Source organism: Mesorhizobium erdmanii (genome assembly GCF_013170725.1).
GTDB lineage: Bacteria > Pseudomonadota > Alphaproteobacteria > Rhizobiales > Rhizobiaceae > Mesorhizobium > Mesorhizobium erdmanii.
This window is the reverse complement of sequence record NZ_CP033361.1, coordinates 3,682,871-3,702,866: the sequence shown is the minus strand read 5'-3', so window position 1 is coordinate 3,702,866 and position 19,996 is coordinate 3,682,871. Positions and strand designations below refer to the sequence as shown.

23 protein-coding genes and 1 tRNA gene are annotated in these 19,996 nt (G+C 62.2%); 9 read left to right on the top strand and 15 right to left on the bottom strand.

Annotated elements, in window-relative coordinates:
- Positions 1-2: 2 nt before the first annotated feature.
- The 8 genes from recJ to EB233_RS17910 form a co-directional block, all read right to left on the bottom strand.
- Entirely contained in the window at positions 3-1,784 is a 1,782-nt protein-coding gene (gene recJ / locus EB233_RS17945) for a single-stranded-DNA-specific exonuclease RecJ (RefSeq protein ID WP_064988830.1), read from the bottom strand.
- 91 nt (positions 1,785-1,875) lie between these two features.
- Positions 1,876-2,100, bottom strand: a complete 225-nt coding sequence (locus tag EB233_RS17940) for a DUF6434 domain-containing protein (protein WP_027052095.1) — start codon at positions 2,098-2,100, stop codon at positions 1,876-1,878.
- Between the two features lie 72 nt (positions 2,101-2,172).
- Positions 2,173-3,156, bottom strand: coding sequence for a class II fructose-bisphosphatase (gene glpX / locus EB233_RS17935; protein ID WP_027052096.1), 984 nt, complete (start codon positions 3,154-3,156; stop codon positions 2,173-2,175).
- 205 nt (positions 3,157-3,361) lie between these two features.
- Positions 3,362-3,529, bottom strand: coding sequence for a Thivi_2564 family membrane protein (locus EB233_RS17930; protein ID WP_081293949.1), 168 nt, complete (start codon positions 3,527-3,529; stop codon positions 3,362-3,364).
- A 63-nt stretch (positions 3,530-3,592) separates the two neighbouring features.
- Positions 3,593-3,946, bottom strand: coding sequence for a hypothetical protein (locus EB233_RS17925; protein WP_064988474.1), 354 nt, complete (start codon positions 3,944-3,946; stop codon positions 3,593-3,595).
- A gap of 84 nt (positions 3,947-4,030) precedes the next feature.
- Positions 4,031-5,344, bottom strand: coding sequence for a homoserine dehydrogenase (locus EB233_RS17920; protein ID WP_064988473.1), 1,314 nt, complete (start codon positions 5,342-5,344; stop codon positions 4,031-4,033).
- A 37-nt stretch (positions 5,345-5,381) separates the two neighbouring features.
- On the bottom strand, positions 5,382-6,599 hold the full coding sequence (locus EB233_RS17915; protein ID WP_027052099.1) for an LL-diaminopimelate aminotransferase: 1,218 nt from the start codon (positions 6,597-6,599) through the stop codon (positions 5,382-5,384).
- Between the two features lie 45 nt (positions 6,600-6,644).
- On the bottom strand, positions 6,645-7,034 hold the full coding sequence (locus tag EB233_RS17910) for a hypothetical protein (RefSeq protein ID WP_155765298.1): 390 nt from the start codon (positions 7,032-7,034) through the stop codon (positions 6,645-6,647).
- Between the two features lie 98 nt (positions 7,035-7,132).
- Here EB233_RS17910 and phaC point away from each other — a divergent pair, with 98 nt between their 5' ends.
- The 4 genes from phaC to EB233_RS17890 all read left to right on the top strand — a co-directional run bounded on the left by phaC (position 7,133) and on the right by EB233_RS17890 (position 11,826).
- Positions 7,133-8,968, top strand: coding sequence for a class I poly(R)-hydroxyalkanoic acid synthase (phaC, locus tag EB233_RS17905; protein ID WP_064988471.1), 1,836 nt, complete (start codon positions 7,133-7,135; stop codon positions 8,966-8,968).
- Between the two features lie 215 nt (positions 8,969-9,183).
- The gene (locus EB233_RS17900; protein ID WP_064988470.1) at positions 9,184-10,443 is read left to right on the top strand and encodes a YcbK family protein; all 1,260 of its coding nucleotides are present in this window, start codon (positions 9,184-9,186) and stop codon (positions 10,441-10,443) included.
- Between the two features lie 381 nt (positions 10,444-10,824).
- Positions 10,825-10,899, top strand: a tRNA-Glu gene (locus EB233_RS17895).
- 390 nt (positions 10,900-11,289) lie between these two features.
- Positions 11,290-11,826 carry a DnaJ domain-containing protein gene (locus EB233_RS17890; RefSeq protein WP_064988469.1) on the top strand — a complete coding sequence of 179 codons (537 nt, stop codon included), beginning with the start codon at positions 11,290-11,292 and terminating at the stop codon, positions 11,824-11,826.
- Positions 11,827-11,858: 32 nt separating this feature from the next.
- Here the strand turns inward: EB233_RS17890 and EB233_RS17885 are convergent, their stop codons facing one another.
- Genes EB233_RS17885 through EB233_RS17875 form a run of 3 tightly spaced genes read right to left on the bottom strand, consistent with a single transcriptional unit; the run spans position 11,859 to position 14,055 of the window.
- Positions 11,859-12,362 carry a TadE/TadG family type IV pilus assembly protein gene (locus EB233_RS17885; RefSeq protein ID WP_246298413.1) on the bottom strand — a complete coding sequence of 168 codons (504 nt, stop codon included), beginning with the start codon at positions 12,360-12,362 and terminating at the stop codon, positions 11,859-11,861.
- A gap of 16 nt (positions 12,363-12,378) precedes the next feature.
- Positions 12,379-12,819 carry a TadE/TadG family type IV pilus assembly protein gene (locus EB233_RS17880; RefSeq protein ID WP_064988468.1) on the bottom strand — a complete coding sequence of 147 codons (441 nt, stop codon included), beginning with the start codon at positions 12,817-12,819 and terminating at the stop codon, positions 12,379-12,381.
- A 6-nt stretch (positions 12,820-12,825) separates the two neighbouring features.
- Positions 12,826-14,055, bottom strand: coding sequence for a pilus assembly protein TadG-related protein (locus EB233_RS17875; RefSeq protein WP_027052106.1), 1,230 nt, complete (start codon positions 14,053-14,055; stop codon positions 12,826-12,828).
- Positions 14,056-14,302: 247 nt separating this feature from the next.
- On the opposite strand from EB233_RS17875, the gene EB233_RS17870 reads away from it, so the two are divergent.
- Entirely contained in the window at positions 14,303-14,842 is a 540-nt protein-coding gene (locus tag EB233_RS17870; RefSeq protein WP_064988467.1) for a hypothetical protein, read from the top strand.
- A 193-nt stretch (positions 14,843-15,035) separates the two neighbouring features.
- On the opposite strand, the gene EB233_RS31845 is transcribed toward EB233_RS17870, so the two are convergent.
- The 4 genes from EB233_RS31845 to EB233_RS17850 form a co-directional block, all read right to left on the bottom strand.
- Complete coding sequence (locus EB233_RS31845; protein ID WP_244277595.1) at positions 15,036-15,443, bottom strand: DUF6074 family protein; 408 nt, start codon at positions 15,441-15,443, stop codon at positions 15,036-15,038.
- Between the two features lie 21 nt (positions 15,444-15,464).
- Positions 15,465-15,761 (bottom strand): DUF982 domain-containing protein, encoded by a 297-nt coding sequence (locus tag EB233_RS17860; protein ID WP_064988466.1) that lies wholly within the window; start codon positions 15,759-15,761, stop codon positions 15,465-15,467.
- 180 nt (positions 15,762-15,941) lie between these two features.
- Entirely contained in the window at positions 15,942-16,181 is a 240-nt protein-coding gene (locus EB233_RS17855) for a hypothetical protein (RefSeq protein WP_244277594.1), read from the bottom strand.
- 111 nt (positions 16,182-16,292) lie between these two features.
- A complete protein-coding gene (locus EB233_RS17850) occupies positions 16,293-16,715 on the bottom strand; it encodes a hypothetical protein (RefSeq protein ID WP_081293946.1) in 423 nt (140 codons plus the stop codon).
- Between the two features lie 212 nt (positions 16,716-16,927).
- Between EB233_RS17850 and map the strand changes: the two genes are divergently transcribed.
- The 4 genes from map to EB233_RS17830 all read left to right on the top strand — a co-directional run bounded on the left by map (position 16,928) and on the right by EB233_RS17830 (position 19,993).
- On the top strand, positions 16,928-17,755 hold the full coding sequence (gene map / locus EB233_RS17845) for a type I methionyl aminopeptidase (protein WP_064988464.1): 828 nt from the start codon (positions 16,928-16,930) through the stop codon (positions 17,753-17,755).
- Positions 17,756-17,812: 57 nt separating this feature from the next.
- A complete protein-coding gene (radC, locus tag EB233_RS17840) occupies positions 17,813-18,574 on the top strand; it encodes a RadC family protein (RefSeq protein WP_064988463.1) in 762 nt (253 codons plus the stop codon).
- 362 nt (positions 18,575-18,936) lie between these two features.
- Positions 18,937-19,731 carry a hypothetical protein gene (locus tag EB233_RS17835; protein WP_064988462.1) on the top strand — a complete coding sequence of 265 codons (795 nt, stop codon included), beginning with the start codon at positions 18,937-18,939 and terminating at the stop codon, positions 19,729-19,731.
- A gap of 46 nt (positions 19,732-19,777) precedes the next feature.
- Complete coding sequence (locus EB233_RS17830) at positions 19,778-19,993, top strand: hypothetical protein (protein WP_064988461.1); 216 nt, start codon at positions 19,778-19,780, stop codon at positions 19,991-19,993.
- Positions 19,994-19,996: the final 3 nt, after the last annotated feature.

Genomic DNA, 19,996 nt, shown 5'->3' with positions numbered 1-19,996 from the left:
CCTCACGCGCGCGCCGCATCGACAATGCGGAACTGCACAGTGCGGTTGCCGTTCCAGTAATTGCCCGACAACGAGCCTGCCACATGCACGGTCTTGCCTCGGTTCTTGAACAGGAACTCGCCAAGCACCGTATCGACGGCGCGAAAGGCGATCGCCTGGATGCGGCCACCGCTGTCCGACTGCAATTCGCAGCGTATATGGTTTGTGCCGACCGGCCGTGCGTCGGCCAGCCGATGACGCGGCAGCACGAAAACCGGAGGGACATGGCCGGCGCCGAATGGGCCAGCCTTTTCCAAGGCGTCGAGCAGGTTGAGCGTTGCGCCCTCGGCAGCGAGCGCACCGTCGATCGCCAGGCTTTCCTCGTCCTGCAGCCGGAAAACGTCAGCGGCCGCCCGTTCCTCGAAGAACGCCCTGAGTTCGCCGAGCTTGGCGCGCTCCACGGTTATGCCGGCCGCCATGCCATGGCCGCCGCCCTTGACGATCAGTCCGGCAGCGGCGGCCTCGCGCACCAAACGGCCGAGATCGAAGCCCGACACCGAACGGCCCGAACCGGTACCGATTCCCACGGCATTGAAGGCGATGGCGAAAGCCGGCCGCCGCGCGTGATCCTTGAGCCTCGAGGCGAGCAGGCCGACGATGCCGGGGTGCCAGCTGTTGCTGGCGGTGACGATGATCGCCGGTCCGTTGCCACCGGCAAGCTCCGCATCGGCTTCGGCGCGCGCCTGGGCCAGCATCTCCTGCTCCATCTGTTGCCGTTCCTGGTTCAGCCGGTCGAGCGTCTCGGCGATGGTCCGAGCCTCGACCGGATCGTCCGTTGCAAGCAGCCGGCTGCCAAGCGCCGCATCGCCGATACGCCCGCCGGCATTGATGCGCGGACCGATCAGATAGGCGAGATGAAAGGTGCTGATCGGCTCGCCGATGCGAGAAACCCGCGCCAACGCGGCCAGCCCTTCATTCTTCTGCTGGCGCGCCATTTGCAGCCCTTTGACGACGAAGGCACGATTGACGCCGGTGAGCGGCACCACGTCGCAAACGGTAGCCAATGCAGCGAGATCGAGCAGCGAAAGCAGGTCGGGCGGCGCAAAATCGCTGAGGCCACGCAGGATTTTTGCGGCCTGCACCAGAGCGAGGAAGACCACGCCGGCGGCACACAGATGGCCCTGCCCGGAAAGATCGTCGTCGCGGTTTGGATTGACGACGGCAATCGCCGCCGGCAAGGCTCCGCCGACCTGGTGGTGGTCGAGCACCACGACATCGGCGCCGGCTTCATTGGCCGCATCGACGGAAACGGCGCTGTTGGTGCCGCAGTCGACGGTGACGATCAGCGTCGCGCCGCGCGACACGAGTTCGCGCATGGCATCGGGATTGGGGCCGTAGCCCTCGAAAATGCGATCCGGGATATAGATTTCCGACGGCACCGAGAAATGCGCCAGGAACCGCTTCAGCAAGGCGGACGAGGCGGCGCCGTCGACATCATAGTCGCCAAAGATCGCTACCTTTTCCCTGGCCATCACCGCGGCCGCGATGCGGGCGGCGGCCTTGTCCATGTCGGTCAGTGACGCAGGATTGGGCAACAGGTCACGGATCGTCGGATCAAGGAAGCGCTCGGTCTCATCGGCGGTGACGCCGCGTCCGGCCAGAACGCGCGCGACGATGTCGGGCACGCCATGGCCCTGCGCGATGGCAAGCGCCGTCATGTCCTGCCGTTCGGTCAGCCGGTGCTCCCACGAGAGACCGGTCGCCGATTGCCTGACATCGAGGAAGAGGCGCCTGTCGCCCATCATGCGTTTTGCCAATTCATTGTTGGCGGCAGGATAGTGCATGTCGCCCAAAAGTGCGCGGCGGTTCTGGGATAGGCACAGCCAGGAAAATTCACTACGCTTTCCGACTTGCGGCCCGACGCCGGATCCATTCGTCGGCCGCATCCCCCATCGCCTTTTCCCGACCGTCCTTGAGCCAGGCCATGAAAGGCCGGTCGAACCTGAACGCATCGCCGCATTCGCGGGTGAGAAAGCGGCGGACATTCTGGGTATTGCGATAGGATTTCGTGACGGGCGTGGCACGCGAAATCGGATCCGCGTGCCAATCGAACGCTTTCATCGTCAATCCTCGCGCGGCCAGGTTCAGATGCGGCCAAGGGCTAACAACTGCGGCGCCGCTTCGCAAGGATGTCTAGAACTTATCCAGATCCTGATGCCGGGCCTTTATCTCCCGCACTGTTCGTGACGAGGAGCGCAGCACGATCGTGTGCGTGGTGATCGTGGTGCGGCCGAACTTGACGCCGGCCAGCATATTGCCGTCGGTGACGCCGGTGGCCGCGAACAGCACGTCGCCGCGCGCCATGTCTTCCGCATGATAGATCCGCTTTGGATCGGAAATGCCCATCTTCGCCGCGCGGGCGATCTTCTCGGGTGTGTCAAGCAGCAGTCGGCCCTGCATCTGGCCGCCGGTACAGCGCAGTGCGGCCGCAGCCAGCACGCCTTCCGGCGCACCGCCGGTGCCGAGATAGATATCGATGCCGGTTTCTTCCGGGTCCGTGGTGTGGATGATGCCGGCCACGTCGCCGTCGCCGATCAGCCGGATCGCTGCTCCCGTGGCGCGCACGGCCTCGATCAGCCTGGCATGGCGCGGACGGTCGAGGATGCAGGTGGTGATTTCGGACACGGCGACACCCTTGGCCCGGGCCAGGCTTGCGATGTTTTCGGCCGCCGGGGCATCGATATCGATGACGCCCTCGGCATAGCCCGGACCAATGGCGATCTTGTCCATGTAGACGTCGGGCGCGAACAGCAGGCTGCCCTTCTCGGCGATGGCGATGACGGCCAGTGCATTGGGCAGGTTCTTGGCGCAGATCGTCGTGCCTTCGAGCGGATCGAGCGCGATATCGACCGCCGGACCTTTGCCGGTGCCGACCTCCTCGCCAATATAGAGCATCGGCGCCTCGTCGCGCTCGCCCTCGCCGATCACCACCGTGCCTTTGATGGCCAGGCGATTGAGCTCCTGGCGCATGGCGTCGACCGCGACCTGGTCGGCAGCCTTCTCATCGCCGCGGCCGCGGAGCCTGGCGGCTGCCACGGCGGCCCGTTCGGTGACGCGCGCCAGTTCCATGGTGAGTATCCGGTCAAGGCCGGCGACGATGTTCTGGGCCACATTCATTTTCGGGAAATCCTCGTTCGCATACCACCTCCCGCCGGAGGCGCGCCTGTTTTGTCAAACGAGCATGACAACGGCAAGACCTGCCGCAAATTTTATCGAAAGACAAGCAATATCAATCGATTGAACCATCTTCCGAAAAGAGTCGCGGCCCGGTCACAAACAACCGGGCCGCCTTTCAAGAGGTATAAATGGTGGCTTCCGCGACCTAGAAAACCGCGAGGTATTTGAGCAGCGAAATGATGCCGATGATGATGACGATGATCTGCACGATCTGCCGCATCCTGGCGTCGAGCGGCAGGCGCTGCACCAGATAAAGAACGAGAATGATGACGAGGAATGTGATCAGGATGCCGATCAACATGGATGAAGCCAAAATGCCCTCCTTGGAAAGGATTTCTGAACGAGGGCCGGCAATGCCGGCTCTCGGCCGACGCGCTCAATACCAGCGGCGCGATGTGTCGTTGTTCATCGACTGGCCAACGGCAATCCCGGCCAGAAAGCCGAGCAGACCGATCACGCCGATCACCGCCGTCGTCGTACCCGGATTTTCACGTGCGACTTCCGAAACCGCCTGGGCCTGGCTGCGCAACTGCTGTGCCGTGCGCGATGCACGCGCCGCGGCCGTGTCGTAGAAATCCGAAGCCTGCTCGCTGGCATCATCGAGCATTTCCGCGCCACGCGCCGAAATGTTGATCTTGGTGATCTCCTTGCGCAGTTCGGCGATCTGCTTTTCCAGCGTCTTCTGGATATCGTCGATCTGAGGGCTGTCGGACTTGTTGGTATCGGCCATGAATCGGCTCCCTTGGTTGCTGACCAAGAGAACGGCGCCGGCGCGGATTCGTTCCGACCTCGGCTGCGCGATGGTGGGACGCAGCTACCCTGCCCGCTCGATGCGGATCACCTGCGGCTTGTCGGTCAGGTGGCCGTCCTTGGTGATGCCGTCGACAGCCTTGCGCACGGCGGCCTCGGTGGTCTCGTGAGTGACGAGGATCACCGTCTTCTGCGCCGCCGCCTCGCCGCTGACCGCGTGCTGGACGATCGATTCCAGCGAAATATCGTTGTCGGCCATGCGCTTGGCGATCGCGGCGAAGACGCCGATGCGATCATGCACCGTCAGCCGGATGAAGTAGCCGCCGGCATGGCTACGCATTTGCGCCTTCTTGTAGGGCTTCAATTCCTTGGCCGGCCGGCCGAAGACCGGGCCATGCTGGAAGCCGGGCCGGCTCTTGGCGATATCAGCGACGTCGCCGATGACGGCCGAGGCGGTGGCGTTGCCGCCGGCCCCGGGGCCTGAAAGCAGCAGCTCGCCGAGGATGTCGGTCTCGATCGCCACCGCATTGGTGACGCCATGCACCTGCGCGATGACGGAGGCCGTCGGCACCATGGTCGGGTGCACGCGCTGCTCGATCCCGCTTTCGGTGCGCTGAGCGACACCGAGCAGCTTGATCCGGTAGCCGAGATCGCCAGCCGCGCGGATGTCGGCCTGGGTGATGTTGGAAATGCCTTCCATGTAGATGTCATTGGCGGCGATTTTCGTGCCGAAGGCAAGGCTGGTCAGGATCGACAGCTTGTGCGCGGTATCGTGGCCCTCGATGTCGAAGGTCGGATCGGCCTCGGCGTAACCCAGCCGCTGCGCGTCCTTCAGCACGACGTCGAACGAGACGCCCTCGGCCTCCATGCGGGTCAGGATATAGTTGCAGGTGCCGTTGAGGATGCCGAACACGCGGGTGACCGAATTGCCGGCCATCGCCTCGCGCATCGTCTTGATAACGGGAATGCCGCCCGCCACCGCCGCCTCGTAGTTGAGCAGCACGCCCTTCTTCTCGGCGATCTCGGCCAACGCCACGCCATGCTTGGCGAGCAGCGCCTTGTTGGCGGTGACGACGTGGCGGCCGGCTTCGAGCGCCGCCTTCACCGACAAACGCGCCGGCCCCTCATCGCCGCCGATCAGTTCGACGAACACGTCGATATCGGCGGTCTGCGCCATCTTGACCGGATCGTCGAACCATTTTGCCGAACTGACATCGACGCCACGGTCGCGCTTCGGATCACGCGCCGAAACCGCCGACACGACGATGTCGCGTCCACATTGCCGGGTCAGTTCCGTTGCTTTGTCGCGCAACACCCGCGCCACCGATGCACCGACCGTGCCCAGTCCGGCAATTCCAACACGCAGAGCTTCAGCCATGGAAGGCGACGTCCCTCAAAATCAGATCGAATTTTGCTTACCGGTGAGCGGACAGCGGCACCACATTGTTGGGCTGCTTGGCGCTGGTCGACAGGAAGCGCTTGATGTTGCGCGCAGCCTGGCGGATCCGGTGCTCGTTCTCCACCAGCGCCACGCGCACGAAATCGTCGCCATGTTCGCCGAAGCCGACACCGGGTGCCACCGCCACGTCGGCGTGCTCGATGAGCAGCTTGGAGAATTCAAGCGAACCGAGATGCTTGAACGGTTCGGGGATCGGCGCCCAGGCGAACATCGAGGCGGCCGGGGCCGGAATGTTCCATCCGGCGCGCCCGAAGGCGTCCACCATGACGTCGCGGCGCTTGTGGTAGATATCGCGCACCTCGGCGATATCGGCGCCGTCGCCATTCAGCGCATGCGCCGCCGCCACCTGGATCGGCGTGAAGGCGCCGTAGTCGAGATAGGACTTCACCCGGGTCAGCGCCGAGATCAGCCGTTCGTTGCCCACCGCGAAGCCCATGCGCCAGCCGGGCATGGAAAAAGTCTTCGACATCGAGGTGAATTCGACGCAGACGTCGATGGCGCCCGGCACCTGCAGCACCGAAGGCGGTGGATTGCCGTCGAAATAAATCTCCGAATAGGCAAGATCGGACAGGATGATGATGTCGTTCTTCTTGGCGAAGGCCACCACGTCCTTGTAGAAATCGAGCGACGCGACCAACGCCGTCGGGTTCGACGGATAGTTGAGGATCAGCGCCAACGGCTTCGGGATCGAATGGCGGATGCCCCGCTCCACCGCCGGGATGAAACCATCATCGGGCTCGACCTGCAGCGAACGGATGACGCCACCGGACATAATGAAACCGAAGGCGTGGATCGGATAGGTCGGGTTCGGGCACAGGATGACGTCGCCCGGAGCGGTGATCGCCTGCGCCATGTTGGCGAAGCCTTCCTTCGAGCCGAGCGTGGCCACAACTTGCGTGTCGGGATTGAGCTTCACGCCGAAGCGGCGCTGATAATAAGCGGCCTGGGCGCGGCGTAGGCCCGGAATGCCGCGCGACGAGGAATAACGATGCGTGCGCGGATCGCGCACGACTTCGCACAATTTGTCGACGATGGCCTTGGGCGTGGGCAGGTCCGGATTGCCCATGCCCAGGTCGATGATGTCGGCGCCGCGTGAACGGGCGCTGGCCTTGAGCCTGTTGACCTGCTCGAACACGTAAGGCGGAAGCCGGCGAACCTTGTGAAACTCTTCCATGGCAGTTCCAGACAGCAAAAGGGGTATTGGGCGCGCGCTATATACTCATTTGCAGGTAGGGTCGAGGGCGGGATCGCATTTGCCTTCGATCTGCTTCAGCGTCTGCGGGCCGTGCTGCTTGGCCAGATCAGTGAGTGCCGCCTGACTGCCGGGTACACCACCGCGTTTGGCGCCCTGCGCGTTCTTGGCGGCCTTGAGCTCGGCGAGCTTGGCCTTGCTCTCGTCGGCGGTGAGTTGTTTGGCCGCCACTTGCGGCGGGATGTTGAGGTTCGGAAATGTGCCGGTATCCTTCGGGCCCGCATCCTCGGCCATGGGCACCGGACCGCCGGTATTGGTGCTGGAACAGCCGGCGACAGCCAGGACGACGATCGCCGCACCGATGCGGCAAAAGCGTGCGGCATCAAAAAAAACAGTCTCGCCAATATTAATCGTCATATTGTTTCCTTGGCAGCCGGGGTAGAGCGAGATTGGACCCTGTCGGATGTCCCATGTTAATATGTCAAGAAAACGCTTCGGGAGGAACCCCGCGAACCATGTCCAAAACACCCGATTCGGGCAAAGCGGAAGATGACGAGCGTTCGACCGTCGAGCAATATCTGGTGAAGGATCCGGAACGCTTCGCGTTGAATATGGCGCGCATGGTTGAGCAGGCGGGCAAGGCGGCATCCGCCTGGGCCGAACCGCGCGAAAAAGGCGAAGTGCGCGACCACGTCGCCGAACCGGTCGTCGACATGGTCAAGACCTTCTCCAAGCTTAGCGAATACTGGCTTGCCGACCCGCAGCGCGCGCTCGAAGCGCAGACGCGGCTGTTCGCCGGCTATATGACCGTGTGGGCGAATGCCATCCAGCGCGTCAGTACCAACGCCGAGGCCCCGGACGACGCAGTCAAGCCGGAGCGCGGCGATAAACGCTTCCAGGATCCGGAATGGGGCCGCAACGCCTTCTTCGATTTCCTCAAGCAGGCTTATCTCGTCACCTCGCGCTGGGCGTCTGAACTGGTCGAGCACGCCGAAGGTCTGGACGAGCACACCCGCCACAAGGCGAGCTTCTACGTCAAGCAGGTGTCCAACGCCATCTCGCCGTCGAATTTCATCCTGACCAATCCGGAGCTGTTTCGCGAAACCGTCGCTTCCAACGGCGAAAACCTGGTGCGCGGCATGAAGATGCTGGCCGAGGACATCGCCGCCGGCAAGGGCGACCTGAAACTGCGCCAAGCCGACTACTCGCCGTTCGAGATCGGCAGGAACATCGCAATGACGCCGGGCAAGGTGGTCGGCCGCAGCGATGTCGCCGAAATCATCCAGTATGATCCGGCTACCGAGACGGTGCTGAAACGCCCTCTGTTGATCTGCCCGCCTTGGATCAACAAGTTCTACATACTCGATCTCAACCCGCAGAAATCCTTCATCCGCTGGGCGATCGAGCAGGGCCACACCGTCTTCGTCATCTCCTGGATCAATCCCGACGAGCGTCACGGCGCCAAGAACTGGGAGGCCTATATCAGGGAGGGCCTGCAATATGGCCTCGACACGATCGAGAAGGCCACCGGCGAGCGCGACGTCAATGCGATCGGCTACTGCGTCGGCGGCACATTGCTGGCCGCGGCATTGGCGCTGATGGCTAGCGAAGGCGACGACCGCATCAAGTCGGCGACCTTCTTCACCACGCAGGTCGACTTCACCTATGCCGGCGACCTGAAAGTATTCGTCGACGAAGAACAGGTCGCGGCGGTGGAAAAGTCGATGAACGAAAAGGGCTATCTCGATGGCACCAAGATGGCGACAGCCTTCAACATGCTGCGTTCCGGCGACCTGATCTGGCCCTATGTCGTCAACAATTATATGCGCGGCAAGGATCCCCTGCCCTTCGACCTGCTTTACTGGAACGCCGATTCGACCCGCATGGCGGCGGCCAACCATTCTTTCTATCTGCGCAACTGCTATCTCGAGAACAACCTCTCGCGTGGCACGATGGAGCTTGCGGGCCACACCGTATCGCTCGGCGACGTCACAATTCCGATCTACAACCTCGCCTCCCGGGAAGATCACATCGCGCCGGCGCTGTCCGTCTTCCTCGGTTCGAAATATTTCGGTGGCAAGGTCGACTATGTGATGGCGGGATCCGGCCATATAGCGGGCGTCGTCAATCCGCCGGCATCCAACAAATATCAGTACTGGACCGGTGGCGCGCCGATCGGCGATTTCGGCGACTGGGTGGCCAAGGCAACCGAGCATCCCGGATCATGGTGGCCGCACTGGCAAAGCTGGATAGAGGCCAAGGACAATACCCGCGTGCCTGCCCGCAAACCCGGCAAGCATATGAAAACCTTGGGCGATGCCCCCGGCACCTATGTGAAGGTGCGTGTGTAACCGGCTGTAATGTGTGGTGAGTTGACGGCCCGGCAAAAGCGGGCGAAATGGTGTCGTCAACCATCAAGCGGCCGCAATTCGGCAATCACTGCAAAAAAACTTCCAGGCTTGCGGATTTGACACAGGTCTCGTTTCCGGATCGGAGACAAGGTGACCTCGGCGCAGACGTCTCAGGGTTGCGCCAAGGACATGCCGACCGGACATCGAGGGGGAATTTGACTTTGAAATCAGCAGGATGGAGCCTCGCAAAGGGAGAACGCCGCGCCATCGTGGCCGCACTCTGCTCCGTGCTCCTGGCCTCCTGCACCTCAGCCGGCGACCCGTCAATGTCGGTCGGGATGCCCGGCTACACCACGTCTTCCTCGGACATCAATGCGGCCGCCACCGGCAAGCCGGTAGCCAGCGCCGATTCGACCGCGCAGACAACAGCCACGCAAACGACCGTGATGAGCGAAGGCGATACGACGCTGCCCGAAAAGGTCGCCTACGTACCAATGGCCAAGCCGCAAGCCGTCTTCCCGCTGACGGCGCCGGCCGGCGCTGAAACGATCGTGGGACAAACGCCGCAGGCCTTGCAGCAACCGACACAGACGGCGCAGCAGACGGACGCGGTCGCCCAGAAGATCGCCGCCGCCGATGCCGCCGTGACGGCGCAAAAGCCGGCCGCGGCACCGGAGATGAACAATCCGGTCTATGTGACCGCAGGTGAGGCGCCCCAGACCGAGGCGCCGAAGAAACGAGGTTTCCTGGCCTCGATGTTTGGCGCCACGCCAGCTTCCGCCACACCGGCTCCACTGATCAACACGCGATCGGGCGGACAGCCGGTGGTACAGGCCAAGCCCGCGCCCGAGGCGGCGGCAAAGCCGATCATCACTTTGGCCTCGGCCAACTCCGTGGCAAAGCCGATACAATTGGCCTCGACCGGTGACGAGGCCGGTCACATCACGGGCAGTGATGCCTTGCCCGGCGTGCGCCAGACCGCCCTGTTCGAGATCAAGCGCAAATCCGGCCTCGACGACGAAAGCGACGTCGACCTCAATGAAGACGAAGGACCAATCGGCGGCAGCTATCAGGTCGCGTCCGCCGCCGGCATGGCCAGGCTCGCGCCCAACGGACTACTGAAGCAGAACGAAAGCGTCGACGTCGCCTGCCTGAAGCCGTCGCTGGTGCGCGTGCTGAAGACGATCGAAGGCCACTACGGCCGCAAGATGATGGTCACCTCGGGCTATCGCGACCCCGCCCGCAACCGCCGCGCCAACGGTGCCAAGAATTCACTGCACATGTACTGCGCCGCAGCCGACATCCAGGTGCCCGGCGTCTCCAAATGGGAACTGGCGAACTACATCAGGACCATGCCCGGACGCGGCGGCGTCGGCACCTACTGCCACACCGAATCGGTCCATGTCGACGTCGGCCCCGAGCGCGACTGGAACTGGCGCTGCCGCCGGCGCAGCGGCGGTGGCGATGACGGCTAGCGCCGTGCGCGCCTGAGTGAAGCAATCCATTCGAGATTGGCCGAAGCACCCCCAAGCTCGTCATCCACGGGCGGAGCAGGAGCGAAGCTCTGTCGCGAAGACTTGAGGATCCATGCCGGGAGTCAACTGAGAAGCGCAGCGGACCCAAATCCTGCACCGCTGCGGGGTTCAAAAGTCGCGGCATGGATTCTAGGGTCTGCGCCGCGTCGCTTCGCTCCTTGCTCCGCCCTGGAATGACGACGCGACGGCGCCGCCGCCGAATGATCAAGCCAGGCGATCGCGATGAACCCTGATTCCATAGCCCGCAAAAAAGTTGTCCAAGGCGGCACCTGACGGGTTGCCGGTTGTGCTCAACGTCAGTATAAGCCGCTTCGTCTGAGCGCGCCCATCGTCTAGCGGTTAGGACACCGCCCTTTCACGGCGGTAACAGGGGTTCGATTCCCCTTGGGCGTACCAGCAATTTCAAGCAATGAGTTCCATCCTCCCGAATTGCTGAGCTTCAGAGCAACCCCTTTAACCAGCTTATTAGCAAGTACTTGTATTCCTCCTGAAGCAGGATCATTATTCAGATCCTAAGGTCGCCGAAGGGGTAGAGCGCCATGGAACTAAGTTGCTATGATCCGAGCGGAAGCATTTTTGCATCACCCGCATTCGTGAACCTCACGGCTGTTTTGATAATCTTGGCTGCATTCGCGGTTGCGCGGCTGATTGCGATGTCACGCACGGATTTTTTCGACCAGCTTCAGCTCGCGCCGATCCAACCCGCAAATTAGAACTGTTGTTTCTTGCCATCAGCGCCCATGCTCTCGACAGAGGGCGCAATAGCGATGTCGTGGGAGCTCCGTCTTGTTCGTTGACTACTACGAACTCCTGGAAATCAGCCCGAATGCTAACTCGGAAACGATAGAACGGGTTTTTCGTTATTTTGCCATGCGCTACCATCCTGACAATCAGGACACCGGCGATGAATCACGCTTCAGCGAAATCCTGGAAGCCCACAATGTGCTCAAGGATCCCGCCAAACGTGCGAGCTATGACATTCAGTACAAAGACCATCTGAACCTGCGAACGGAATTGGCCGGAGAAGCCGGCAACAACACAACGATCGAACGTGACGTAGCCATTCAGGAAAAGCTACTCTCGCTGCTTTATGTCAAACGCCGACAAGACGTAAACAATCCCGGCATTGGTGACACTGAAATCGAACGGTTGTCCGGCTGTCCGCGAGAGCATCTCGAGTTCCATCTCTGGTACCTGAAAGCCAAGGGTTGGATCGGAAGGATCGAAAACGGGACGTTCGCGATCACCGTGGAAGGCATCGATCGCGCCAATGCCGAACATCATCGTGACACCACGACAAGACTACTGGACCATGCAGGCTGAAAGGCGGCAGCTTCGCGTCAGCCTCGTATTGGCTAACCGCCGACCAGCGGCACGGTGACGGTGGTCGCGTAGTTGATTGGGAAGGTGTCGAGATAAGGGAAGTCGACGACAAAGGCATAGGTGGCGGTCAGATGCGCCATACGGAAGCCGCCGCTCGCTGGGTCGATGGTGATCGTCACGTTCACATCCTTCAAGCCCAAGGCCTGCAATTTCTGCGTGGCGATCGATTGGATGTCGGCCTGGGTCAGCGTGTTCTGAAGCTGCAGTGAACGTGACGATGTCTCCAGCGTATAACGAACGCTGGACACGGAGTTCATCGACCAGCCCAAGGCGAAGATGCCGAACAGCACTATGATGAGGAACGGCGCGATCAACGCGAACTCCAGCCCGGCCCCGCCCCATCGATCTCGCCTGAACGTGCCTGCCCCAGGGCAGTTCCAGGAAAAGCATGAAACGGTTGTCGCGGTAAAAGCGCGCAGCGCCTTCCCTTGGCACTTGCGGCCAAACATAGAGTCAGGGCGCTTCGCCGATTCCATAGATTGGTGACCTGCCCTAGCGGACACGGATCACCTCCAGATGGCCGATGACGCTGGGGGCAGCAAAGACGCCGAATGTGAAGGGCGGCGTCCAGGTGGCGGATGCCTGGATCTGAACGTAGACCGATGGCACCTTTGGCCCACTGCACAGGGTGGAAGCGTCGACCACGCTTGTCCCGCACATGTAGATTCGGCTCAATGTGACCTGGCCGTCCACGGGCCGCTTCTCCCAGCTGGAAATGGCGACAGCCTGCGTCGCCGTATCATTGCTCGAGCCTTCCATGACCAGGTTCGCGGCGGTCTTCACGCCGGCACGCATCGACAGCGAGCTCGTCACATAGGACCAGCCATCGATGATACCGAGCAACGCCACGCACAGGAAAGGCAGCACCATGGCGAACTCTACCGCCGCAACGCCGCAATCATCGCCAAGTATCCGGTTTGATCGGCGTTCCAAGTGAGGCTACTCGACCAGTGCCACGGACTGGGTGGCCGGAATGTCGCGCATTCCAAGGCTCGTGCAATCCTGGCTGATGGTTGAGTTGCCCGACCATTGGATCAGGTCCGCGACGACCTGGGTGCAGCCGTTCTGGCCCGAGAAATTGCCGAGATAGTTGACCTGCTGCTTGGGAAAATAGAGCGCGCCGGTCAGCAGCGAGGTCGCGGTGCCGTTGAAGGTGCTCTGTCCGCCGGTGCTCGTTCTGTCGCCATACATCAGCACGCCCGAATAGGTGCCGGACGTCGGCGCGCTCAGGGAAACGGTTGCGTTGCCGTTCATCGAGACACGCGAAGCTCCAGCGAGGTAAATGGTGACGCCGTTGCCAGAGACGTTGGCGTTCGCATTGACTTTGAAATCGCCGCTCTGGATGACATAGACGCCAGGCTGCAGGGTGACATTGCCGCTGAGGCTCAGTCCGTTGCAGTAGGTACCGGGCCCCAACGTCGTTTTGTTGGCGTTCTGACAGGGGTTCGAAGCGGCCGGGGCCGGCAAGTCGGCAAATGGATCGGCGGCAGGCAGCGCCTGGGTTATCGGCGCCGCGCAGACGGTCGTGACGGGATTGCTGAGAGAAACACCACCCCCCGATATCAGGCAATCGGCCTGGAGGCTCGCCGAGCCCTGGAGCTTGATGGCGTCCGAGGCGATCGAATTCGCCATCACCGAGCAGCCGGTGACCTTTACGCTCGTGCTGCCGGAAAACAGCGCCGCCTGCGAGGCGGATGGATCGAGCGCCAGCATGCAGGCCTTAGAAGCGTTGGTGATGAGGGCCACCGCCCTCGCCTGCTCGGGCACCTGGCCTTGCGTGAAGATCGAGGTGAACATCCGGTCGAGCTTCTGGCCGACGATGACCTCTACCGCTTTCTTCGCCGTATTCGGCCCAGACACAGGTGGCGTGTTGACGACGATCGTGCCTGAGCCCAGCCCGTTCGCCGCCGCCGACTGCGTCGCGGCCGCGACGATCGTCGGCGTGTCGGAACCCGAGATTTTCTCCAGTGCGCCGGCATAGGCCGCCGCATCCGCCGTCGCCTGCAGCCTCAGGCTGTTGTAGTACCAGTAGGAGGTCTCCACGCCGAAACCGGCGGCGCCGACAACGATCGGCAGGCTGAGGGCGAAGATCGTGGCAACATTCGCCTTCGTACTCCGGCGTATACCGGTCGCCATGAGCCAAATTCGGGTGAAGTGATTGAAAGCCATAGTTTAAATTAGAAAACATGCATGTATGAAGGAACGGCTAAAAAGATCCGTCCATTTTTGAGCAAGTCTCCGTCTGCTGTCATCGACAGCTGCGAGCAAGCGATCAGCTACGACTTTGGTCCGAGGTTTCGGCGACATACGTCCCATATCTCGCCTTCATCGGTCCTAGTATGTCCTTTACGGGGGAGAACGCAGGAATAATCCAGAAACTGGCCACGTTGCCTCCACGTCAGCAAGGAGGACCATCATGCCAAAATCGACTTCGACCCAGTTCCTCAGTTTCGCACTGCGTGCATCGACAGCGTTGGCGCTCACGATAGCACCCTATCAACTGAACCTTCATGTGGGGGCCAAGATTGGGCCCGCGGCAGCCTACGCCAAAGGCGAAGGCGGTGACGGTGGCGGTGGCGGTGACGGTGGCGGTGGCGGTGGCGGTGGCGGTGGCGGAGAGGGCCATGGCGGCAGCTCGGGTTCTGCTGGCAATTCCGGCTCCGGTGGAGGAGATGACGGCGGTAATTCCGGGTCCGGCACGGGAGGTGACGATGGCAATTCCGGATCCAGCGGTCATGACGATGGGGCGGGCGACAACCATGATGCTAACGAGCATGTGAACCAGACGACCGGCGACAAGGTCGAAGTGGACGGCGACAAGGTCGAGGTCACCCATCCCGATGGAACCAAGGAGGAGGTCGAGAACGGCACGTTCGAGATGAAGGATGCAACCGGCCGCACCATCATTGAGCGCCCGGCCACGCCTGCCGACATTGCCCGCCTGCAGGGCGCATAAGCCCAGATGACTTGAGGCGGGGTTGGTTCATCAAGGCCCCGCCTCTTCAATGTCCCGCTTCGCGGACCAGTTCCTGCGTTGCTACCAGTTCAGCCTGCGTCCGACACCGCCACGGCACTAATTCCTAGCTAATGCAAGCTATCAGGTTGCAGCCGCAATGGGCTTCCCCGAGAACTTCTGGTCCGGATGTGCTTTAGGCAGAAAGAACTGGCGTTACCTCAGAGGTCGCCCCAGCTAGCAATTCTTTCTGTACAGCCAGGAAGAACCTGCGCACTTCATCACCGGCTGCGGATCTATCTCTGCCTGACCTGACAACGAGATCAAGCAGCTCCGCCGCTTTAGCCCTCCAGAACGAAGCCGCGGTCTCGCCATGCAGAGTGTCGAGCTTGGCGGCAACTTCCTTGACCAAGAATAGCTGACGGTCGATCGGGAACGCACGGACTTTTTCTGGCGACATCTTCCAAACCATGAACTGACGCAACGAATCAACCATTGCTGAACAAGCAATGGCGTAGCCGCCAAGGTGGAAACGGAAGCTTAACGCCGCGGCTGATGCGCCGCGTGGTAGGAGATGCACGCGAGATTTTTCTCGTGCGTTCAAGTCAGATTGGTTGGAAGACCCTCAGGCCTGCAACGCGCTTGCCTCGCCGCCACGCTTGCGCGGCGTCATCATGTCGCTGGCCATCAATCCGGTGACTCGGCAGAACACCATGAACGCCCGGCAGGCATCCTCGGTCCTGACCACGTCCACCGTAGCGCCAAAGCAGGCATTGAAGGCTTTCTGATACAACGCTCCCTGCCGGCGTGCCGGCCAGTCCTGGAGAAAATCCAGCGCCTGCTCGACGCTGTAAATCTCCTCTACCGGCAAGCCGGGGCCTTGCGCAATGCGCACCGGCACCTCGAATTGCAATCTATCCATCAGACATCTCCCGAACTGGCGTCGCCCAAGCAACGCCGTTCGTCGTCAAAAGTTGCTTTGACAGGTTTGTGCCAGGCAAATGTGTCGTCACTGCGGAAACGGCCATTCTGCTGCGGAAAACCCAAGGAAAGTGCCGCCCGCACCAGTTGGTCCGCGGCGCTTTCCAAGTTGACGGGACGATTACTGGTTGGCCGGATCTGTCTCCGCCTCGAAGGCCATGCGCACCACCATCAGCAGAACATAGGCCGACGGCAAGGCGAACAAAGCGCCAAGGACTAGCGCTCCGGTCCGCGAGAGATAGAGCGTCTCGGCGACCGCCCAATAGATGGTTCCGATACAGATGAAGGCCTGGACGGACAGAAACGATGCAGCCGAGGCCGCACGCGTCAGGCTTTTGAATGTCTTGATACGTTGTTGCATTGCAATGATCCGGAAATGACGCGCCGCGCCACCCATGCGCGGCTTAAAGCCGCCGCACGGGTGGCGGCGCGAATGACTTGAACTGGAAGGTGAAGTGCGGTGCTGGACCGCTCAGGCCTGCGTGGCCGGCGGCGCACGCGGCTGGTTGGCGCTGGCGCCAGCGGCGAAGACCGCGCCGGATCCGGTAACAGCCACCGCAGGCGATACCGGAGCGAGCCAAAGGAAAACAGCTTGCGGACCCGGCAGGGCCGGATAGCCGCCGGCGAACTTGGCCAGCACTGGCCGGGCGGCGCGAACCTCCAGCGCGTGGACCTTGTTGGTGACGCGCAGCAGCGCCGCGATCTCACCCGACCGTTCGACGCCAACGCTGGCGCCGCCCTCGCCAGGATCCGCGAAGGCGGGCACATCAGGCCGGCCAAGGCACAGCATCGCTAGCAGCACCAGGCCCAAAAGACATGAGCAGGCTGCCGTCAGCGGCGCTTCAAGCGATCTGGGGCGCTTGGCCGTGGGCAGCGAACGCGATCTTGAAAACATCCTCTCGCCCTAGCGCAGGATGGCCGCGAAGGAAAGCCACCGCGCGAAAACCGGCAAGAGACCGCCCGACGTGACGAATATCCGGGCGGCTCTGGCGGCATCGGCCAGTTCTTCCCTGAACCTTTTGCTTGAACCTTTTGCCCCCAAGTGCCAAATCTGGTGGCATATTCACGCCAGCACTCCTGCTGCGCCCACGCTTCCGTACGGACAACATGGTCACCTATCTCGACGCCGCCACGGCTCCCCTTAGAAACACCGGCCAGATCCGCCTTTATGGCGAAGACGGTTTTGCCGGCATGCGCAAGGCATGCGATCTCACCGCACGCTGCCTCGACCAACTGGTGCCGATGGTCGCGCCCGGCGTGACCACGGACACGATCGACCGTTTCGTCTTCGAGTTCGGCATGGACCACGGCGCGCTGCCGGCGACGCTCAACTATCGCGGCTACACGAAATCGTCCTGCACCTCGATCAACCACGTCGTCTGTCACGGCATTCCCGACAACAAGCCGCTGAAGGATGGCGACATCGTCAATATCGACGTCACCTACATCCTCGACGGCTGGCACGGCGATTCCTCGCGCATGTATCCGGTCGGCACCATCAAGCGCGCGGCGGAACGGCTGCTCGAGGTCACCCATGAGTGCCTGATGCGCGGCATCGCGGCGGTCCGGCCCGGCGCGCGCACCGGCGCCATCGGCGCCGCCATCCAGACCTATGCCGAGGCGGAGCGCTGCTCGGTGGTGCGTGACTTCTGCGGCCATGGCGTCGGCCAGCTTTTCCATGACGCCCCGAACATCCTGCACTATGGCAGCGCCAATGAAGGCGTAGAGATGCGGCCCGGCATGATCTTCACCATCGAGCCGATGATCAACCTCGGCCGACCCCATGTGAAAGTGCTGTCGGACGGCTGGACCGCCGTGACGCGCGACCGTTCGCTGTCGGCGCAGTACGAACATACCATCGGCGTGACCGACACCGGCTGCGAGATTTTCACGCTCTCGCCCAGAAATCTCGACCGTCCCGGTCTGCCGGCCTGATATTTTAGGACGTCGGGCGACAGCTTCGCCCGATTGATTGGCCGGATGCGGGGGCAGATGGGGAAAGCCAGCGACGACGACGAGCGGAGTTTCTTCTCCGAGGTGCCAATCCGGCCAGCGGCGAAAGCCAGGCCGGCTCCAGCCGAAAAACCTGGCTATCTCGGCCATCGCGACCGCTTGCGCGAGCGCTTTGCCTCGGCTGGTCCAGACGCCCTGCCCGACTATGAGCTCCTCGAGCTCCTGCTCTTCCGGCTGATCCCGCGCGCCGACACCAAGCCAGCCGCAAAAGCCTTGCTGGCGCGCTTCGGCACATTTGCCGAAGTGCTCGGTGCGCCCGTCAATCTGCTGCAGGAGGTCAAGGGTATCGGGCCTGCGGTAGCGCTCGACCTGAAAATCGTCGCGGCGACAGCGCAGCGCATGGCGCATGGCGAGGTCCATGGCCGCGAGATCCTTTCGTCGTGGACCCAGCTTCTCGCCTATTGTCGCTCGGCCATGGCCTTCGAGGCACGCGAGCAGTTCCGAATCCTCTTCCTCGACAAGAAGAACGCGCTGATCGCTGACGAGGTGCAGCAAACCGGCACTGTCGACCATACGCCCGTCTATCCCCGCGAAGTGGTCAAGCGCGCGCTCGAACTCTCGGCCACGGCGATCATCCTGGTCCACAATCATCCGTCTGGGGATCCGACACCTTCCCGCGCGGACATCGAGATGACCAAAGAGATCATAGACGCGGGCAAGCGGCTGGGCATCGCCGTGCACGACCACATCATCATCGGGCGCAAGGGATACGCCAGCATGAAGGGCCTGTTGCTCATCTAGGCAACGACCGATATCGACGACCAGATCGTGTCCGTCGAGGGGGCAACCAGGGCGATGTCGCGTGATGCATCCGACCAGGCTTTCGTCATCGACTTCCCGTCTTCCAACGCCTTTCCGATAGGCCGCCCGATAATCATTGATCGGCAGGCAGGACCATGGTCTGACCGGCATGGGACTTCAGTACCACAGGCGATTTTTGGCGCTGATTTTCTTGCAATATCAAATTGTTAGGTTTCCAGCGACTCCCAAGCTCGCGTATTGCGACCGCATTTGTCTAAAGTTTACTCCGTGGCATTAGCGGTTTCTCATACTACGCTTGTTCTAGCGGTTGGGCGGAGGTGGCGATTCCCCGAGGAGATACCATGACAAACCGAAAGACTTTGTTTGCGGCACTTGCCGCATTGGCGCTTCTGGCGTCACCCGCGCTCGCCGGAGCCGGCGGCAACGGGCACGGGGGCGGCGGTGGCAATGGCGGCGGCAATAGCGGCGGCAACGGCAACGGTAACGGCGGCAGCAATGCTGGCGGCAATGGCAATGGCAACAGCGGCGCCTCGCACGGCAAGTCGGCATCGGCCCCAGGACACGTTGGCAAGGTTTCGGCGGACACAACGACGTCCACCACAGTCGACACCACGGTCGACACGTCCACTCAGGTTGCATCCGTGCCCACGGAGAAAAACATCCATGCCAAGCTTGGCCGGCTGAACTCTCTGCAGCGCAACATCAACGCCTACATGAACTCCAAGAGCAAGAAGTTCGCCGCCATCCAGGCGTTCGTGACGCAGTCCGCGAAGGCCAAGGTCGCCCAGGCCGCGGCAGACGCGGCAGCCGTCGCAGCGGCGGCCGCCCAAACCCAGTTGGATGCCCTGAATGCGCAGCTGACCGCGCTGCAGGCGGATCCGACCGCTACGCCTGAACAGATCCAGGCTGTGCAAGACCAGATCACGGCTCAGCAGGCCGTTGTCGACGCCGACAACACGGCGGCGGCCCAGGCGGCGGCGGCTGCCGCCGCTGCGACCGTCGGCACCGATCCGGCATCGCTCGACGCAGCGCTGACGGACATGGCGAACAAGCCCGTCGATGCCGAGGTCACGGCCTGGGCTCAGGGCGTCCTCGCCGGCAAGATCGACCAGATGGCCGCCGGAATGACGCCGTAGCGCAACGCGACGCGTTTCGATCAAAGACAATGCCGCCGGGCTCGCCTTGGCGGCATTGCCGTTTCTTGGCATCGGAGAAACCGGTTGTCGTGACGTTTCGTGCCAGACCGATGTCCTGCGGCGAAAGGAAAGCGTCGCGGTTGCCGAAGCGACCGAGGGTCAATTGTGCGTGGGCTTGTTGCCGAACGAACGGGTCTCGGTGCGCGATCTCGTCGATTGCACGAAGGCGATCGCGATTGCCGTCGAGAAATGGTGCCTCTGAACT

Coding starts and splice junctions, on each gene's coding strand:
- EB233_RS17925 (WP_064988474.1), bottom strand. CDS start 3,946: ATGGCCGATACCAACAAGTCCGACAGCCCTCAGATCGACGATATCCAG.
- glpX (WP_027052096.1), bottom strand. CDS start 3,156: ATGAATGTGGCCCAGAACATCGTCGCCGGCCTTGACCGGATACTCACC.
- radC (WP_064988463.1), top strand. CDS start 17,813: ATGGGGAAAGCCAGCGACGACGACGAGCGGAGTTTCTTCTCCGAGGTG.
- map (WP_064988464.1), top strand. CDS start 16,928: ATGGTCACCTATCTCGACGCCGCCACGGCTCCCCTTAGAAACACCGGC.
- recJ (WP_064988830.1), bottom strand. CDS start 1,784: ATGATGGGCGACAGGCGCCTCTTCCTCGATGTCAGGCAATCGGCGACC.
- EB233_RS17910 (WP_155765298.1), bottom strand. CDS start 7,034: ATGACGATTAATATTGGCGAGACTGTTTTTTTTGATGCCGCACGCTTT.
- EB233_RS17920 (WP_064988473.1), bottom strand. CDS start 5,344: ATGGCTGAAGCTCTGCGTGTTGGAATTGCCGGACTGGGCACGGTCGGT.
- EB233_RS17940 (WP_027052095.1), bottom strand. CDS start 2,100: ATGAAAGCGTTCGATTGGCACGCGGATCCGATTTCGCGTGCCACGCCC.
- EB233_RS17855 (WP_244277594.1), bottom strand. CDS start 16,181: ATGCAACAACGTATCAAGACATTCAAAAGCCTGACGCGTGCGGCCTCG.
- phaC (WP_064988471.1), top strand. CDS start 7,133: ATGTCCAAAACACCCGATTCGGGCAAAGCGGAAGATGACGAGCGTTCG.
- EB233_RS17870 (WP_064988467.1), top strand. CDS start 14,303: ATGCCAAAATCGACTTCGACCCAGTTCCTCAGTTTCGCACTGCGTGCA.
- EB233_RS17875 (WP_027052106.1), bottom strand. CDS start 14,055: ATGGCTTTCAATCACTTCACCCGAATTTGGCTCATGGCGACCGGTATA.
- EB233_RS17885 (WP_246298413.1), bottom strand. CDS start 12,362: ATGGAATCGGCGAAGCGCCCTGACTCTATGTTTGGCCGCAAGTGCCAA.
- EB233_RS17850 (WP_081293946.1), bottom strand. CDS start 16,715: ATGTTTTCAAGATCGCGTTCGCTGCCCACGGCCAAGCGCCCCAGATCG.
- EB233_RS17915 (WP_027052099.1), bottom strand. CDS start 6,599: ATGGAAGAGTTTCACAAGGTTCGCCGGCTTCCGCCTTACGTGTTCGAG.
- EB233_RS17860 (WP_064988466.1), bottom strand. CDS start 15,761: ATGGATAGATTGCAATTCGAGGTGCCGGTGCGCATTGCGCAAGGCCCC.
- EB233_RS17835 (WP_064988462.1), top strand. CDS start 18,937: ATGACAAACCGAAAGACTTTGTTTGCGGCACTTGCCGCATTGGCGCTT.